General features: G+C 72.1%; 16 protein-coding genes. 10 read left to right on the top strand and 6 right to left on the bottom strand.

The genetic code is table 11. The features are described from left to right. Positions 1 to 15: 15 nt before the first annotated feature. The 3 genes from IE269_RS16400 to IE269_RS16390 form a co-directional block, all read right to left on the bottom strand. Positions 16 to 921 (bottom strand): aminoglycoside phosphotransferase family protein, encoded by a 906-nt coding sequence (locus tag IE269_RS16400; protein WP_189823683.1) that lies wholly within the window; start codon positions 919 to 921, stop codon positions 16 to 18. Between the two features lie 89 nt (positions 922 to 1010). Then, a complete protein-coding gene (locus tag IE269_RS16395; protein WP_189823682.1) occupies positions 1011 to 1562 on the bottom strand; it encodes a DUF6609 family protein in 552 nt (183 codons plus the stop codon). Between the two features lie 124 nt (positions 1563 to 1686). Next, a complete protein-coding gene (locus tag IE269_RS16390) occupies positions 1687 to 2505 on the bottom strand; it encodes an alpha/beta hydrolase (protein WP_189823681.1) in 819 nt (272 codons plus the stop codon). 69 nt (positions 2506 to 2574) lie between these two features. On the opposite strand from IE269_RS16390, the gene IE269_RS16385 reads away from it, so the two are divergent. The 4 genes from IE269_RS16385 (at position 2575) to IE269_RS16370 (ending at position 4789) form a co-directional block, all read left to right on the top strand. Continuing rightward, positions 2575 to 3174 carry a GrpB family protein gene (locus IE269_RS16385; RefSeq protein WP_189823680.1) on the top strand — a complete coding sequence of 200 codons (600 nt, stop codon included), beginning with the start codon at positions 2575 to 2577 and terminating at the stop codon, positions 3172 to 3174. A gap of 76 nt (positions 3175 to 3250) precedes the next feature. Continuing rightward, positions 3251 to 3502, top strand: a complete 252-nt coding sequence (locus IE269_RS16380; RefSeq protein WP_189823679.1) for a hypothetical protein — start codon at positions 3251 to 3253, stop codon at positions 3500 to 3502. 149 nt (positions 3503 to 3651) lie between these two features. Continuing rightward, the gene (locus IE269_RS16375) at positions 3652 to 4230 is read left to right on the top strand and encodes a hypothetical protein (protein WP_189823678.1); all 579 of its coding nucleotides are present in this window, start codon (positions 3652 to 3654) and stop codon (positions 4228 to 4230) included. Between the two features lie 361 nt (positions 4231 to 4591). Then, positions 4592 to 4789: a hypothetical protein gene (locus tag IE269_RS16370; protein ID WP_189823677.1), complete on the top strand. Its 198-nt coding sequence runs from the start codon at positions 4592 to 4594 to the stop codon at positions 4787 to 4789. A gap of 196 nt (positions 4790 to 4985) precedes the next feature. Here the strand turns inward: IE269_RS16370 and IE269_RS16365 are convergent, their stop codons facing one another. Beyond that, positions 4986 to 6209, bottom strand: a complete 1224-nt coding sequence (locus IE269_RS16365) for a family 16 glycosylhydrolase (protein ID WP_189823676.1) — start codon at positions 6207 to 6209, stop codon at positions 4986 to 4988. 132 nt (positions 6210 to 6341) lie between these two features. Next, positions 6342 to 8417, bottom strand: a complete 2076-nt coding sequence (locus tag IE269_RS16360) for a DUF5107 domain-containing protein (protein WP_229897753.1) — start codon at positions 8415 to 8417, stop codon at positions 6342 to 6344. A gap of 300 nt (positions 8418 to 8717) precedes the next feature. Here IE269_RS16360 and IE269_RS16355 point away from each other — a divergent pair, with 300 nt between their 5' ends. The 6 genes from IE269_RS16355 (at position 8718) to IE269_RS43175 (ending at position 16519) form a co-directional block, all read left to right on the top strand. Continuing rightward, positions 8718 to 10040 carry an ABC transporter substrate-binding protein gene (locus IE269_RS16355; protein WP_189823675.1) on the top strand — a complete coding sequence of 441 codons (1323 nt, stop codon included), beginning with the start codon at positions 8718 to 8720 and terminating at the stop codon, positions 10038 to 10040. A 33-nt stretch (positions 10041 to 10073) separates the two neighbouring features. Further along, positions 10074 to 10961, top strand: coding sequence for a carbohydrate ABC transporter permease (locus IE269_RS16350; RefSeq protein ID WP_189823674.1), 888 nt, complete (start codon positions 10074 to 10076; stop codon positions 10959 to 10961). Between the two features lie 41 nt (positions 10962 to 11002). After that, the gene (locus tag IE269_RS16345) at positions 11003 to 11911 is read left to right on the top strand and encodes a carbohydrate ABC transporter permease (RefSeq protein ID WP_189823673.1); all 909 of its coding nucleotides are present in this window, start codon (positions 11003 to 11005) and stop codon (positions 11909 to 11911) included. Between the two features lie 55 nt (positions 11912 to 11966). Beyond that, positions 11967 to 13235, top strand: coding sequence for an ABC transporter ATP-binding protein (locus IE269_RS16340; protein WP_189823672.1), 1269 nt, complete (start codon positions 11967 to 11969; stop codon positions 13233 to 13235). Between the two features lie 456 nt (positions 13236 to 13691). Beyond that, complete coding sequence (locus IE269_RS43180; protein ID WP_268253598.1) at positions 13692 to 15947, top strand: alkaline phosphatase family protein; 2256 nt, start codon at positions 13692 to 13694, stop codon at positions 15945 to 15947. Then, the gene (locus tag IE269_RS43175; RefSeq protein ID WP_229897796.1) at positions 15944 to 16519 is read left to right on the top strand and encodes an AAA family ATPase; all 576 of its coding nucleotides are present in this window, start codon (positions 15944 to 15946) and stop codon (positions 16517 to 16519) included. The genes IE269_RS43180 and IE269_RS43175 overlap by 4 nt, the downstream gene beginning before the upstream one ends. On the opposite strand, the gene IE269_RS16330 is transcribed toward IE269_RS43175, so the two are convergent. Next, the gene (locus tag IE269_RS16330; protein ID WP_189823671.1) at positions 16501 to 17214 is read right to left on the bottom strand and encodes a GntR family transcriptional regulator; all 714 of its coding nucleotides are present in this window, start codon (positions 17212 to 17214) and stop codon (positions 16501 to 16503) included. The two genes, IE269_RS43175 and IE269_RS16330, sit on opposite strands and share 19 nt — an antisense overlap. Positions 17215 to 17226: the final 12 nt, after the last annotated feature.

Here is a 17226-nt window from a genome sequence, read left to right as displayed (position 1 = left end):
CGCACCAGCCCCTTCCTACCTCCCCAGCAGGGCCTTCGCCTGGGCGACCTGGACCGGGTCGAGGGCGGGGTTGCCGTCCGCCACGTCCCAGAGGGCGTTCTGGAGGATGCGGGCGAGCGTCCAGCCCGCCGCCCGTGCGCGGTCGAGGCCGAGGGCTTCGGTGAGGAGGTCGAAGCGGGGGAGCACCGTGGCCGGATCGGGGTCGCTGTTCAGCGCGGGCCAGAGGTCGAAGCCGGGGTCGCCCGCGAGGGGTTCGGGGTCGATGGCCAGCCAGGGTTCGCGTTCTCCGGCGAGGACGTTGTCGTAGTGGAGGTCCCAGTGGAGGAGGCGGTCGCCGGGTTCCGGGAGGAGTTCGGTGACGGCGGACGCGCAGGTCCCGAGGAGTGCACGGTCCGCCGGGTCGGCCAATTTCCTTACCGCTGACGGGACTTCGTCCAGCATCGCGGCGGCGATGTCGGCCAGCCGTCGGGTGCCGGGCGGGGCGGCGGGGGCGGTCAGGCGGGCCATCAGGCCGGCCAGGATCCGGAGGGCCTTGCCCTCGCCCTCGGGGGTGCGGGCGAGGGTGGAGAGGGGTCGGGAGGCGTCGAGGCGTTCCAGGAGTGCGGTGTCGGTGGCCGGGTCGTGGGCGAGCAGACGCACCGCGCCGTTTCCGGCCCAGGTCCGCAGGGCGGTCGCGGCCCCGACGGTCTCCTCCCGTACCTGCTGGAGCTTGAGCACGGCGGGTGTGCCGTCGGCGGTACGGGTCACGGGCAGGACGACCGACGCCATGCCGTGCCCGGGCGCACCGTCCGGCCGCAGCTCCCAGCGCTCCAGGAACTCCCCCGCGAGGCGCGGCAGATCGGCTAGCCAGGCGGGGGCCGCCGCGTTCTCGTCGCGGTAGGAGGCGGCGAAGGCGGGCGGGACGGTGAAGGGGGCGGTCATACGGAGGGACTCCTTCGGGGGAGGGACGGAATCGGCGGCCCGGGCGGCCTCCGGCGGCATCTGGCTGCCTCCGACTGCCTCCGACTGCCTCAGCCGAAGGTCACCGCCGGGTACGCCAGCAGCATCCATGCCCCGAATCCCAGCTTCAGCACCGCGTCGCTCACGCCCAGCGCCCGCACCGGCGCACGCCTCGCCACGTACAGCCCGATCAGTGCGTTCACGCTGGTCAGCGCGCCGAGGAGGGTCATCAGGGGGCCGTGCGCGAGGCCCATGGTGAGGAAGTGCAGGCCGACGACGAAGAGGATCCGGAGGATCAGCTGCCGGTCGTCCCGCTCGGCCTCCGGCTGCTTCTGGTAGCTGCTGATCACCAGATAGATCAGCCCCATCTCCAGTACGAAGGACCCCACGAGCCCCGCGATCTGGACGAACGACGTCGGCCCGAGCGACGGCAGCAGCGCGCTCAGCCCGCTCGCGACGAACCCGGCGACGCCACCGCCGATCGCGAAGGGTATCCAGCGGCTCTGGAAGATCCAGCCGAGCAGGAAGCCGAGCCCGACGCAGAGGAGGAAGAGGCCGCCCCCGCGGATGAGGGGGTACGGATGCAGGACGGCCTCGGCGGCGAGCGTCAGGGGTGCGTTCATCGTCTGTACCGGCCGTTCCGCAGAGCGAATTGAGGGGTGGTCATACGCCTCAACCTAGCCTCAACCGATCTTGTACGAAACGGCTTCACGGCACGGCTCCACCGCACGACTCCGCGACGCGGCCTCACACCCGCCCGCCACCGCCCAGCAGCACGTCCACGAACCCCTCCCGCGCCTTCGCCTCCGACGCGAACCACAGGCTCAGCCGGTGGTCCGCCTCCGGCAGCACGACCCGCACGTACTCCGCCCGCGAGGCACCCAGCGCCTCGTCCACAGCTTCCGTGACGGCGGGCGGGATCACCGCGTCGACGGCGGGCGTGGCCAGCACCGCGCGCACGCCCTCCGGGAGTTCCCGGAAGACGTCCAGCGCGGGGGACTTCCGCCAGCTGTCGGGCGTACGGATGATCCCGGTGAACCCGGCGTCGAAGGCCACCGGCCAGGCCTGCGCCGCGTACACGGCGGGCGCCCCGAGGCCGATCGCGGCGAGGCGGTTCCGGTAGTGCGCGGCGAGGTCGGCGACGGTCTGCCCGCTCATGCTGAAGCCGACGAGGACCAGGGGCGCGTCGGTGGGCAGGCAGGTGTCGACGACGGTACGGGCCTGCTCGAAGCGGCGGCGCAGGCTCAGCCCGCCGAGGGTGCCGGTGCTGTCGCCGTGCCCGGAGAAGTCGAAGGCGAGGGCGTGATGCCCCCGGTCGGCGAAGGCGGCGGCGAGGACGGCGGGGCTCTGTTTGTCCCCGTTGCCTGCGCCGTGCAGGACGAGGACGGCGAGGGGGGCGGGGGCGGGAATCACCGGCCGCACCGTGACGCAGGAGAGGACTTCGCCGTCGCAGGGAAGGGTGAAGTGCGTTGCGTGGGAAGAAAGTTGGGGGTCACCGGGGGCGGCGGCCCCGGGTCCCTCGACCTCGTGGACACCGGTCGGCTCAGTCTCGTACACACCCGTCATCCGTTCCCCGCCTCCGCCGCGTCCCCGACCACCCGCACCCTACCGACCGCCCCGCCTAAACTTCCCCGAATGACCGGAAACCCCGCACCGCCCACCGCCACCGTCCGGCCCTTCCTCGTCCCGCACTCCCCCGACTGGGAGCCCCGGGGGCGGGCCCTCACCCAGGACCTGCTGGCCGCCCTCGCGCCCCTGGCCGTGCGCGTCGAGCACATCGGCAGCACCTCGATCCCCGGCATGGCCGCCAAGCCGGTCTTCGACCTCCAGGTGAGCGTCGCGGACCTGGAGCCGGTCGAGGCCGCCTTCGCCGGCCCCCTCGCGGCACGCGGCTTCCGGCTCTCCCCGTACCGCAACGACCACGTCCCCGCAGGTCTCGACGACGCCCCGGAGAACTGGACCAAGCGGCTCTGGACGCGCCGCGCGGCGGACGGCGTCACCGCCGTCAACCTGCACGTACGCCGCACGGGCTCGCCAGGCGAACGCTTCGCGCTGCTCTTCCGCGACTGGTTCCGCGCGCACCCCGAGGCGGTCCCCGCGTACGCCCGCTTCAAGCAGTCGCTCGCGGGGGTGGTCGACAGCACGGGCGTGTACGCGGACGTGAAGGACCCGGTGGTCGACCTGGTGATCACGGTCGCGGAACCGTGGGCGGCGGCCACCGGCTGGAAGGCGTAGCCGGAGTTGCAGGAAGGCCGCAGCACCGGCGCGTTCGCTCCTGAGCGCCGCCGGCCGGCGGCTGTGCCCGGACATCGTGCTGCTGGACGCGCCGCCGGACGAGAAGGCGTCCGCGGTGCGGCAGCTCGCCGGGCAGGGGGACGCCGTGCGGGTGGTGGCGCTGTCCGTCGGGGACCACCACGACGTGGTGACCTGGGCGGAGGCCGGGTTGTGCGGGCCCACTGGCTGCGGGTCCGAGCTGACCAAGGGCGACGACGGCGGCAGGACCGGACTGGACCGGGCGGAGTGGGCCTGGTGCGGCCCACTCCGCCCGTGCTGGCGGGGGTGAAGGTCGGATACCGGGTCGCGTCGGGCCCGCAGGAGCTCGGCCAGGTCCTCGCCCTCAACCGGTTCGACCTCGACGACCGTACGGAGGCGACCCGTTGACGGGGTGCGCCCTTCGCGCCGCTGGCGCCCGTCGAGGACCGTACCCCTGCCGTGTACCTGGGCTTCGACGCGCCGCTGCCGGTCGGACTCGTCGGCCTGTACGCCGCGGTGCCCGGCTCCGGGGCGGAGGGCGGGACGGTGTCCGGCCCCTCCCCCTTCGCCCAGGAGGGCCGGTCGGCGGACGGCTGGGCGGAGCTGGCGGTGCTCGACGGCAGGGTGCGGTTCCGGCGCAGTGGCACGGTGCAGTTCGCCGACGGGCCCGCGGTGGGCGCGGCGGTCTCGGCCTCGTACCGTACGGGCGGCGGCCCGCAGGGCAACGTACCGGCGGGCACCCTGACCGAGCTGCGCAGCGCGGTGCCGTACGTGAGCGGGGCGGTCAATCCGGTGGCGGCCCAGGGAGACGCGGCGGGCGAACAGCCCTCCGGGCACACCGGTACGGGGCTCCGGGAACGGCCGGGGCACGCACCCGCTGGTCGGGTCGGGGACGGGCAGCCTCGACCTGTTCGCCGTCGCACACTCGCTCGGCCTGCCGCTGGACACCGGCCCGCACACGCTGGAGTTCACGGTCCGCGCGGGCGGCGGCAAGGTCCTCTACACCCTGTACGTCGAGTGACGGCGGGCCCGCGATGACGACGACGCCCACGGACCCCATCGCTCCCGGGGAGCGCGCCACCCTGTACCCGCTCGTCCCGGCCCCGGACGGCAGCTAGCCGTCCTGCCACACGGACGGCCTCACGGGAGAACCGGCCCAGGGCCCCGCCACGGAGCCGCCCGGAGAGACGGAGGGGCCGCCGCCCGGAGGGACCGAGGGACTGAAGGGACTCAAGAAGCGACACTCCTCCCGCGCGCCGCACACCCCGCACCGACTCCTCTACGCCGCCGCCCCCGACCTGGGACACCTCCTCGCCCTCACCCCCGACCTGCACCCCGTCGGCCGCTGGCGCGAGGGCTCGGCCGCCCCCTCGCCCCGGACGGCGCGCTCGGCCTCTACGTGGTCGACGCACCCGACACCGGCCCGCCCCGGCTCGTACGGCTGGACCTCCGGCACGGCCCCGACCCGGAGTTCGCGCACCGGACCGAGCACCTCGTCCTGAGCCTCTGCTACCGCGAGTGCCGGACCGGTTTCGAGCCCGCCCTCGTGCCCGCCCTGCCGGGAGACATGACGGCCTGCCTGCACGAGCAGGGGTGACCGGACAGGCGGACAGACGACAGGCAGACGGATGCCCCGCAGCCGGGGGGGGTGACTGCGGGGCATCCAGGATGCTCGGCAGGCCGGGGGGATGTGCCTGCGAGCTCGGGTCGAAGAGGCTTGTTCCCCGGACCGAAGCACCCATGCACCTCTGCCGAAAAGTTTTTTCGCGACCCCCCGGCTCCCCCCAGCCCACTCAGCTGCGCGTGCGGAAGGCGTCCACCACCAGGTACGTCCCCGACCGCTTGACCACCTTGACCGTGTGCACGCCCTGCGGCAGTCCGGAGATCCCGAACACGGTCTGCTGGACCTGCCGGGCGGTCGAGGTCAGATCGACGGTCGTCCGCAGCGTGCCGTCCACATACACGTCCGCCGTGCCCAGGTCGGAGAACTTCTCGGTGAGGAAGTCCACGCCCGTGCCGTTGAAGGTGTAGGAGACGGAGTCACCGTTGGCGCGCGTGTAGTGGACGTCGTCGCCGTAGTCCCCGTAGCCGCGTCCGCCGCCGTACGTCCAGGCGCCGCCGTACGTCACGCCGCCCGCCGTGTCGTTGATCATCAGCGAGTCCGGCTGGGTGACCTTCACATTGCGTACGTACATGTGGCTCGGCAGCGGTGTCGACGGCTGGATGCAGCCGCCCCAACTGGCGCAGCCGCCCGCGCTGTTGTTGAGGATGAGGAACATCGGCTCGCTCGGCACCGCCTTGGTGGTCGTGCAGCGGGCCACGCCGTCGACCAGCCAGGTCATCTTCCCGGGCTGCCAGTCCAGACCGTAGGTGTGGTATCCGGCGGACAGGTCGGTGGTCTTGAAGGTGCAGCCGGTCTTGTCCTCGGGGCGGACGTTGTGGAGCGTCATGTAGTCGGTCTTGGAGCCCTCGGTGCCGAGGATCTCGAAGATGTCGACCTCGGGCAGCGCGGTGCTGTTGTCGATGTCGGAGGGCGTGGTGTCGGCGGGGAGCATCCAGAAGGCGGGCCAGAGCCCGAGGCCGCCGGAGACTTTGATGGTGGCCTCGACCTTTCCGTACAGGAAGCTCTTCTTGCCCTGGGTGCTGATGTACCCGGCCCGGTACTTGTGGTCCAGGTACGGGTTCGCACTCAGGCCGAGGTCGACCTCGCCGCCCGCGAGCTTCACCTGGTCGGGGTGGGCGACGGAGCCGTCCGGGGTCTGCTTGGTGAGGTAGCGCCAGATCCAGCCGGTGGGCTTGTTGACGTCGGAGTCGCCCGCGCTCCAGACGGAGGTGTCGAGGGTGCTGCCGTTGAACTCGTCGTTGATGAGGACCTTGTCGGCGGCCGGCTTCAAGGGCGTCGGCGCCGCACTCGCCGTGCCGAGTCCGGCGAGGAGGGCGGAGGCTGCGGTCAGCGCGGCGAGGACCGTTCTGGTCCGGGCGCGGCGGGGTTTCCGGGCGGTGGGGGTTGCGTGCATGCGGACACTCACCTTTCACGAGGGTGGGTCGGGTGCACCGGGTCCCGGACAGGACCCGGTGGGCGCGCTCGTCCGGCGGTGGGCGGCGGGATGCCGCCCGGGGCATGTGGGGGCAGCCAAGGGGCCCGCAGGTCAGTCGGTCATGCGGAAGTCGTACGCGTACGGCAACGGATGCTCGGCCCGGGCCCTGGCCCGCAGCTCCTCCTCGTCGCCCTCCGCCCCCGCCTCCGCGAGCCGCTTCGCGTGGTAGTCCGTCCAGAGCCGGTCCAGCGTGGGCTCCCCCTCCCGCAGGTCCTCGACCTCGAGCCCCGCCTCGAACTCCTCCTGTACGTCGTCCAGTTGGCCGAGTACGAGTGCGGCCTGGGCGCGCAGCAGCCTGACCCGGCCGTGGCGGCGGGCCTGTTCCGGCAGCGCGTCGAGCACCTGGCGGCAGGCGTCGGGGCGGTCGGCGGCGAGGAGCGCCTGCCCGGCCTCCAGGGCGAGGGTGCGTTCGCCGGGGGCGAGGGCGACGGCGGCGAGGTAGCGGTCGGCGGCGGTGTCGGAGTTGCCGTCGAGGCGGTCGAGGAGGGCGAGGTTGCGCAGCGCCCAGGCGTTGGGGGCGGCTGCGGCGGACGCCTCCCAGGCGGCGCGGGCGCCCTTGCGGTCGGCGGCGTGCCAGCGCATCAGGCCGAGGTGGTAGAGGGCGGTCCAGTTGCCCTCGGTGCGGGAGGCCGTGAGCAGGTCGTACCACTCGCTCTGGACCATGAGTCCGCGCGGCGGCACCGCCGGGTCGCCGGCCGGGAACTCCCCGGTGCGCAGCAGCGCGAGCCACGGCTCCTGCTCCTCGCCGAGGGTGGTGTCGGCGAACGGGGTGCCGGTCGTGGCGGGAACACGGCCGGGCCGGGTGGCGCGCCGGACCTGCTCCAGGGCGCCCCAGCCCGACCCGGTCCACAGCTGCTCGGCGGGCGCGCGGTCCGCGAACTCGGCGGCGTGCGCCAGCTGTTGCTCCAGATGGGCTTCCGGTACGACGTCGGAGACCGCGTCCGTGACGGCGGCCCTGGCCCGCGCCCAGTCGCCGTGCACGGCCTCGGGGTCGGCGGCCACCGGACCGTACGTCTCCAGCCAGGACCAGGAGGCGCGCGGCGGCATCGGCTGGTATTCGAGCTGGGTGTCGGCGAGGCCTGCCTGGATTTCGAGGTAGGTGCGGGGGCCTTCCCCCGTCCCGGAGAGGAATTCCTGCCAGCGGCGGCCGCCCTGGCTGTGTCCCCAGAAGAAGAGCTTGCGGCCGCGCTGGCGGCGGGTGGAGGTCTGGAGGAGGCCGGTGCCCTCGCCGTCGAGGGCGGCGATCCAGGGGCGGTCGGCCTCGCGGAGGTCGTAGAAGTAGTCGGCGGCGAGCGGGCTGCGGGCGGCGTAGCTGCGGTCGGTGCCGGAGGAGACCGGGACGGGGACGTAGCCGACCTTGCGTTCGTAGTTGATCTCCCAGGCGGCGTCGGCGGGGGCGATCACGCGGACGTCGGGGGTCTCGGGGACGGCGATGTTGGACCACCAGTACATGGGGACCATGCGGGGGTTGGGGTTGCTGATGCGAACGTGCACATGGAGGTGTTCGGCGCCCGGGGGCAGCCAGGCGTCGACCTGGAAGGGGACCCGCCGGATGCGCTCCCACTCGTACAGCCGGAGCACCGGGACGCCGTCGGGGCCCTCGACGCGGGCGGCGTGCACGGGCGAGGAGGTGAGCGGGGAGTGGCCGATGACGCCGAGGTTCCACTCGACGCCGCCCGCCAGCCAGGCGTTGCGGACGGCGAGGTTGGCCGGTTGCAGCACCTGGTTGCGGTAGAGGAGTTCGCGTCCGGTGGCCTTGTGGACCAGGGACCAGAGGCGGCCGCCGTAGTCGAGGAGGAAGGTGGCGCGCAGATGCTCGTTCTCCAGGACGGCGACGGGGGTGTCGGTGGGGGTTCGTTCGCGGCCGTAACCGTCCTGGAGGGTGTACGGGAGGACGTCGGGGACGTGTCCGTAGCCGGCCCGCAGGGCGAGGTCGTTGACGGCGCAGCCGAAGCTCAGCCCGGTGTTGATGTCGCTCTCGCCGAGCAGCGGCGGCAGCGGGCTGTCCGGCCCGAGGGACGCCGCGTCCAGGGTGAGGACGGTGCGGCGCAGGGTGGCGGCCGGCCGGGAGTGCGCGGTGCGGGCCGCGGGCGGGACGGGCACCGCGGGAGAGACGGATTGGGTCATGGAGGGTCAACACCACCGGTTTCGGGCAGCGCACCGCCGGCGAACAGAGCGGGGCGATCGGATGGGGCACCGGCCTGAGCGAGCCGTACAACCCCCTTGACCTGGGCGGGAGTTGACGTCGGGACGGATCTGGATGCGTCAAGTGGGCTGGTTCGTAGAGGAAGTTAACCCGCGAGCTATTGACTAGACAAGTGCGCGATCCGCAGAATCAGCCACGTCGCCCGACGGGCCCACTTGTCTGGTCAATCTCCGTCCGGATCCGATCGGTTGAGGTCCCTCACCCCTCTCGAAGGGCATCCCATGTCCCCCTCGCGCACCCTCTTCACCACCCGCCGCCGCACCGCCCTGGTCGCTCTGACCACGGCGGCCCTGGCCGCCTCCCTCACCGCGTGCGGCGAGGGAACGGACTCGGCCGGCGGCGATTCGACCGTCGACTACGTCTCGCAGTGGAACCCGCAGGACCCCGAGGCCCAGGTCATCAACAAGGCCATCGCCGCGTTCGAGAAGGCCAACCCCGGCATCAAGGTCAAGGCCACCTACGCGGGCCGCAACAACGACGCCAAGATCCTCAACCAGATCAAGGCCCGCAACGCGCCCGACATCATCGAGGGCGGCACCATGCGCCTCAAGCAGTTCAAGCTGGAGCCCCTCGACGACCTGTACGGGATGAAGATCCCCGGCGAGACGAAGACGGTCGGCGAGGTGATCCCCGACGGGCTGAAGACCCTCAACACCGCCGAGGGCAAGGCGTACGCCGCACCGTACGAATACGTGGTCGGCGGCCTGTGGTACCAGGAGAAGCAGCTCGCCTCGCGCGACCTCAAGCCCCCGGCCCAGTGGCCCGAATTCACCGCACAGGCGGCCAGGTTCAAGGCCGACGGACAGCCGCTGGTCCAGCAGGACGGCTCGGTCGCGGGCTACAACTTCTTCTGGTTCGTCAACCTGGTGGCCCGCTACGGCGGCCCCGACGCCATGGCCAAGGCCGCCACCGACAAGACCGGCGAGACCTGGAAGGGCGAGGTCTACCAGAAGGCCGCCGACCAGGTCCGCGCCCTGACCTCGGCCGGAGCCCTCAACAAGGGCTACGAGGGCACCACCTTCCCCGCCGCGCAGAACGCGTGGGCGCAGGGCAAGGGCGGGTACGCGCTGAACTTCTCCTGGATGCCCAAGGAGACCGACAAGGTCCGCGCGGCCGACGCGAAGATCCGCTACACCCCGTTCCCGAACGTGGGCGGCCCCGGCGACGACCTGGTCGAGGCCGACACCACGTCCTGGGTGGTGCCGCAGGCGGCCAAGCACAAGGACGCCGCGAAGAAGTTCCTGGCCCACCTCTACGGCAAGGCCACGATGCAGGGCTTCTCGGACACCGCGAAGACCCTCACCCCGCGCACCGACGTCACCCCGCCCGCACTGCTCGCGGACGTCACGGCGCTGCTGGCGAAGAACCCCAAGGTCATGCCCCGTCTGGGCAACCTGGAACGCACCGCACCGGCCGACTACATCACCAAGGTCATCGACCCGGTGTACGGCGACTTCTTCAAGTCCGTCGGCAAGCAGACCACCCCCGACTTCCTGGACAAGCTGGCGAAGGCGTCCAAGGAGTTCTGGGCGACGCAGCGCTGATCCCGCGGTACTGCCGAGGAAAGGAAGAGAACCGTGCAACGAAGCCGATGGACGACCCTGCTGTTCGTCGGGCCGGCGGTGCTGTGGCTGGCCGTGTTCTTCGGCGCCCCGGTGGTCGCGACCCTGTGGGTCTCGCTCACCGACGAACAGGGCGTCGACGAGGACAGCAAGTTCATCGGCCTCGCCAACTACACCCGGCTGCTCAAGGACCCGTACTTCATCGACACCTTCTGGGTGATGCTGAAGATCCTCTTCATCGGGGGCGCGGCCGTCTTCGCGATCAGCTTCCTGTTCATGACGATCCTGCGCGAGATGCGGTTCAAGCGGTTCGCGCGGGCCGTCATGTTCGCCCCGTACATCGTCATCCCGGTCGCACTCGCCATCCTGTGGGGCGTGCTGCTCAACCCGCAGACCGGGCTGCTCAACAGCTTCCTCGACCTGGTGGGGGCGGGCGCGCTCAAGCGGGTCTGGCTCGGCCCCGACTGGATCTTCACCAGCGTCGTGATCGGCCTGATCTGGCTGAGCACCGGCTTCTACACGACGCTGCTGTGCGCGGGCGTGGACCGCATCCCCGCGCACTACTACGAGGCGGCGGAGCTGGAGGGCGCCTCCCGCTGGCACCAGTTCGTCCGCGTCACCATCCCCATGACCTGGGACGTCATCGGCACGGCCGCCGTGCTGTGGGTGATCGGCGCGATCAACACCTTCGGCTTCATCTTCGCCTTCTCCGGAGCCGGAGCCACCCCCGACAAGCGCACCTGGACCCCCGCCATCTACCTCTACCTGGAGACCTTCGACCCGCTGAACGGCTCCCTCAGCTACGGCTACGGCTGCGCCATCGCCGTGATGCTGATGCTGCTGGTCGCGGTGAGCGTGGCGCTGATCAGGCGGGCCTTCCGGCGTGAGGCGGTGCAGTTCTAGTGCGGGCACTGACGGCACTCACGAAGGAGACCGAGGCGAGCGTGTCAACCACTCAACTGGAGAAGCCCGTTGATGCGGTACGAGGCCCCGCCCGCGAGGGGCCCCGTTCGCGGGCCCGCCGCTCGGTGACGGACGTCGCCTTCTTCGCGGGGCGGCTGTTCGTGTGGGTGTGGGTGGTGGGCACCCTGATCCTCGGGCTGTGGCTGGTGGTCGCGTCGTTCAAGGACGAGGCGACCGTCTTCACCAGCCCCTGGTCGGTGCCGACGTCGCCGCGCGTGCAGTCGTACGTGGACGCCGTGCAGCTCTTCAACCTCACGGACGCGTTCCTCAACACCGTCTTCGTCGTGTCGGTCTCGACGATGCTGGTGGTGGCGGTGTCGGCGCCGTGCGCGTACGCGCTGGCCCGGTGGAAGTTCCGGGGCTCGGGGACGCTGACCTTCGTGCTGGCGGCGGCGGTCGGGGTGCCGGTGCAGGTCCTCTTCGTACCGATCTACCTCGCGTACAGCAAGATCGGGATGATCAACAGCCTCTGGGGCGTCATCCTCATCTACGTCGGCATGAACATCCCCTTCACCACCTTCCTGCTGGTCAGCTTCTTCCGGTCGCTGCCGGGCGAGCTGGAGGAGGCGGCGGCGATGGACGGCTCCAAAACCCTGCGGACCTTCTTCACGGTGATGCTGCCGCTGGCCAGACCGGGTCTCTCGACGGCCGCGATCATCACGGCGATCGGCCTGTGGAACGAGTTCCTGATCGCGCTGACCTTCCTGGGCGACGACAAGAAGTACACGCTGACGATCGGCCTGCTGAACCTCTACGGGAACATGCGTTACAACACCAACTGGACCGCGCTGTTCGCCGGGGTGGTGATCTCCCTGCTGCCGCTCCTCGTCCTGTACGCATGGCTCTCCAACAAGATCATCGAGGGTCTGACGCTGGGCAGCGGCAAGTAACTCCTTTACCTGTGACCGACTTCGAAGTGTCTGAAGTGTTTGGGGTGTTCTCTTCATGAGCGCGATAGAACTGCGGGACGTCGTCAAGACCTACCCGGACGGCACCAGCGCCGTCACCGGCATCGACCTGACCGTCCCGGACGGCTCCTTCACGGTGCTCGTCGGCCCGTCCGGCTGCGGCAAGTCGACCCTGCTGCGGATGGTGGCGGGCCTGGAGGAGATCACCGGCGGCGAGGTCCGCATCGGCGACACCCCGGTCAACAAGACGGCCGCCGCCGACCGCAACCTCGCGATGGTCTTCCAGAACTACGCGCTCTACCCGCACATGACGGTCGCCGACAACATCGCCTTCGGGATGCGGGCCCGGAAGGTCCCCAAGCCGGAACGGGAGAAGCGGACCCGCGAGGCGGCGGAGATCCTGGGCCTCACCCCCTTCCTCGACCGCCGCCCCGCCAACCTCTCCGGCGGCCAGCGCCAGCGCGTGGCGATGGGCCGGGCGATCGTCCGCTCCCCCGAGGCCTTCCTCATGGACGAACCCCTCTCCAACCTCGACGCGAAGCTCCGCGTCCAGATGCGCGCGGAAATCTCCCTGATCCAGCGCCGCACGGGGACCACCACCCTGTACGTCACCCACGACCAGACCGAGGCCATGACCATGGGCGACCAGGTGGTCGTCATGAGCAAGGGCCGCATCCGGCAGGTCGGCTCCCCGACCTCCCTGTACGACGCCCCGGCCGACCTCTTCGTGGCGAGCTTCATCGGGGCGCCGCCGATGAATCTCGTACGGGCCGAACTCGTCCGGGACGGAGACGCCCTGGCCGTGGCGCTCGGCGGGTCGCGGCTGACGGTGACCCCGGAGGTCCTGGCCCGGCACCCGGACCTGCCCTCCTACGCCGGCCGGGAGGTCGTCGTCGGCATCCGCCCCGAACACCTCCAGGACGAGGAGTTCGCGGGTCCTGGCCGGGAGGGGGACCTGCTCCGGGCGGAGGTCCGACTCCGGGAGGACCTGGGCCGGGAGGTCTCCCTCCTGGTCAACCCGGTCCCAGGGTCGTCCTCCTGGAGCCGCCTGGTCCTGGACGACTCCGCGACGGTCGAAGACGACCCCACGGGGGCGGCGGCGACCCTCACCGCCACCGTCCACCAACGCACCCGCCTCCGCGACGGCGACGTGGCCTCCCTCCGGGTCTCCCTCCCCGAACTCCACTTCTTCGACCCTTCCACCTCCCTGGCCATCTCGGGGTCCACGCCCGGGTCCGTCCCCGGGGCTGCGACCCATGGGGCGGAGGCCTCTTCCCCGGACTCCACCACCCCCCAACCCGCCTGACGGCCTCCCCTCATTGCCACCCAAGGTGCCCTGCCCCTTCCCCTCTTCCCCCTCGCCCCCTTGGGCGGCGGGGCCGCCCGCCTCCTCCCTCTTCCCTCGCCCCCTTGGGCGGCGGGGCCGCCCCCGGGGGCGGAACGGGCGGGCAAGGGGGCGGCCCGCCCGATCCGGGCCCACCCCGGCACCGGCCCTGCCCGCACCTGGGGTGCCGGGCACGCGCAGCCACAGGGCCCTCGGGGCGCCTCCCGGCACCGGGCAGGTGAAGCCCCGGCCCGCCGGGCCAAGAGGTCCCCAGCCCCACCCCTTCACCTAAACCCGCGGGGCAAGGGGACCGGTTCCGTGCAGGCGCGTCGTGGCTGGTCGCGCAGTTCCCCGCGCCCCTGAAGGGGCACGCCCACACAGGAAGTGCGCGCCCGCGCAGCAGAGCCGCGAAACCCCCAACACTCCCAGGAAACCCCCATGCCCCCTCGCCCCACCTACCCCTCCACCCCCGCCACCCGCCTCACCGACCCCCGCCCCACCCCTACACCCCCGCCCGGCATCAGCCCCCGCAAGGTCCTCCTCCTCGGCCTGGACGGCCTCCGCCCCGACCACGTCCCCCGCGCCCCGCACCTCCAAGACCTCGCCCGAGAGGGCATGTTCGCCGTCTCCCCCCTCTACTGCTCCCCCGCCGGAGTCACCGGCTCCGGCTCCGGCTGGGCCACCGTCCTCTCCGGCGTCTGGCCCGACCGCAACAACGTGCGCGACGGCAACCTCGTCTCCCGCCGCTCCGCCCGCTTCCCCGACCTCCTCACCCGCCTCAAGCAGCACGACCCCCGCCACTCCACCGCCGCCCTCACCTGCTGGACCGCCTTCCACCAGGAGGAGTGGTACGGCGGGCCGATCCTCTCCGGCGCCCTCGACCTCCGTATCGGCTACGACTGCGACACGGACGACCCCGACGCGGCGGACGCCGAACTCACCGAGCTGGCAGCCGAGATCCTCTCCGCCCACTCCCCCGACCTCCTCTTCGTCCACTTCGGCAGCCTGGACCTGGCCGGCCATGCGGGCGGCGCCTCCCTCCCCCGGTACGCGCACAGCCTCGCCGCCGTGGACCGGGCCGTCGGCCGCCTCCTCGACACCGTCCGCGCCCGCCCGACGTACGACGACGAGGACTGGCTGATCCTGGTCACCAACGACCACGGCCACCAGGACATCGGCGAGGTCCACAACGGCCCCTCCCCGGCAGAGCGCGGCTGGTGCCTCATCGCCCACGGCACCGGCATCACCCCCGGCTCCTCCCGCCCCGACGTCCGCACCGTCGACGTGGCCCCCACCGCCCTGCACCACCTCGGCGTCCCCCTCGACCCGGCCTGGGGCCTGGACGGCCGCCCCGTCCAACTCCCGCTCCCCACCGACCCCTTCGACACCCTCCTCCCCGCCCTCTCCCCCGCCTACGACCCCCTCCTCATCCCCCTCGGCACCTGCGGCGGCACCACCTCGACCCCTCCCCCGGGCTGGTCGACCGACCCCGAATCCGGCTGGCGCTTCACCACCGACCCCCACTGGACCGCCCAGGCCCGCGCCCGCGGCCGGGAAACCTTCGTCCGCGCACGCGGGGTCTTCGCGGTGGCCGACGCTGCACTCCGGCACGGCCAGGGCGACGGCGCCCACGGGGCGCCCTTCGACGCGACGCTGCACTCAGCCCCGTACGACACAACCCAACTGATATCCCTCACCGTCGAGTTCATGGCCCACTACCGCCAGCACGCGGACGGCCACGCCACGGTGACCGCCACCTTCGACGACGGCCCGGAGCAGCCGCTCCTCCGCTTCGGCCCCTCCCACGACACCGCCAACCACGGCACCGAAACGGTCGCCCGCCCCTTCCGCCTGCACGTCGACGTGCCTGCGGGCGCCCGCGAGATGCGCCTGCACTGGCGGCTGACGACGACGGGTTCGGGCTGGTTCGCAGTGGACGGCGTGCACGTGACGTCCGGTCGCCTCCCAGCCCTCACCCTGACCACGGACACCGCCATGCCCGAGCCGGGCACGGACATCCTGGTCACGGCACACGGCAACGTACCCCCCGGCACCACCTGGCACCTGTTCTCCGACCTGGACTGGAAGTCGGTGCCGCTCGGCCCCGGCCGGTGGCGGGTCGAGGTCCCGTCGGACGCCCCCCGCACCCCCTCCTGGCTGACCGCCGAGGCCCGCTGGCCGGGCGGCGGAACGTACGCCGAAACAGTCGTGGCCGTCCCCCACCCGGACCTGAACGCGGCCAAGCAATGGACCGCGACCGGCGAGTCGGGCAACGCGGACGGCGGCGGCCGGACCTGGCCGTCGGAAATCCTGGCCGGAACCACCCCAGGCACCGAGGGCGACGCCGTCCTCTGCGGCGGCCAGGCCATCCGCCTCACCGGTACGGGCTCCGCCCTCACCCTCCTCGCCGGCAGCGCCTTCTACCCCGGCGGCGGCCCCGGCGCCGTACTCCTCGCGGACGGCACCCGCCACCCCTTCGACCTCTACATCCCCGCCTGGGACACGGACGCCCCCGACTCCCCGCACCCCGTGGCCGCTTCCTCCCCGGACGGCACCCTCCACCTCTACCGCCTCACCGTCCCCCTCCCACCCAAAGCGCAGGTCACCGGCCTCCTCCTCCCCGACTGCTCCGACCGCCCCGCCACATATGCTCCGTCTCCCTATGTCTTCGACGTACGCCTGGAGGCCCCGTGAGCCTGAACCCCACCCCCCTCGACCGCGAACCGGCGCCCGGAGCCGTGCTGCTGTCCGGCATACCCGGCAGCGGCAAGTCCACGGTGGCCGCCGCGCTGGCCGCACGGTTCGGGGCGTCGGCGCACGTGGAGGTGGACGCGCTCCAGGGGATGATCGTCAGCGGCGGACAGTGGCCCTCGCCGACCCCGGCCCCGGAGGCCGACCGGCAGATCTTCCTGCGGGCCCGCAACGCCTGCCTGCTGGCGGGCAGTTTCGCGCGGGCCGGATTTCTGCCGGTGCTCGACGACGTGGTGGTCCGCAGCTCCCACCTGGACTTCTACCGCGAAACGCTGACCTCCGTACCGCTGCACGTCGTCTTCCTGGCGCCCGGCCCGATGGTGGCCTGGCAGCGCAACCGCACGCGCGCGAAGGTCCTGGACATCGACTGGTCACCCCTGGACGAGGCCATGCGCACGGAACTCGGCGGCGAGGGGATCTGGATCGACAACGCGACCCTCACCGTCGCGGAGACGGTGGACGCGGTCCTCGCCGCGACCGGCCTGACCCCGGCCGCTCACCTCTCCAGCGTGTAGCTGAGCGTGATCCGGTCGCCCCGGTAGAGGACATGGGAGTACTCGACGGGGCGGCCGGCCGCGTCCACGGTCACCCGGTGCACCACCAGCGCCGTGACCTCGCTCGACGCGTCCAGCGCCTGCGCGGCCTCCAGCGGGATCGGGGTGGTCTCGACGCGTTCGGTGGTACGGGCGAGGGTCACGCCGAGCGGTCCGGTGAGCCGTGCGTACGTCGACCCGGCCAGCTCCTGCGCGTCGAGCGCGGCGAAGTCGGCGGCCCGGGCGAGGTACGTGGTCTCCAGACCGATCGGCATGCCCTGCGCCACGACCCTGCGGCGCAGCGCGAACACCTCGGCCCCGGGGGCCACTTCCAGCTCACCTGCCACACGCCGGTCCGCCGCCGCGACCCCGTGGTCGAGGACCTCGCGGCTCACCTCGTACCCGCCGGCCCGCATCTGCTCGGTGTGCCCGCGGCCCAGCAGCACGGGGATGCGGATCTTCTCGCCCACGACCCGCGTCACCTTCCCCTGGCTGCGGGTGAGGCGGCCCTCCAGGACCAGTTCGGTGGTGGCGCGGCGCATGGTGACCCGGGACACGGCGAAGTCGTGGGCGAGTTCGACCTCGGAGGGCAGGGCCGCCCCCGGCTCCAGGTCGTCGATCCAGGTCAGCAGGGCCGCCTTGACCTGCAAGTACTTGGGTACCCCTCGCTCACCCACGCGCCACGTCGC

The sequence above is a fragment of the Streptomyces spiroverticillatus genome (assembly GCA_014650415.1).
GTDB classification, from domain to species: Bacteria; Actinomycetota; Actinomycetes; order Streptomycetales; family Streptomycetaceae; genus Streptomyces; species Streptomyces spiroverticillatus.
This window is presented reverse-complemented; position numbering and strand designations above follow the sequence as displayed.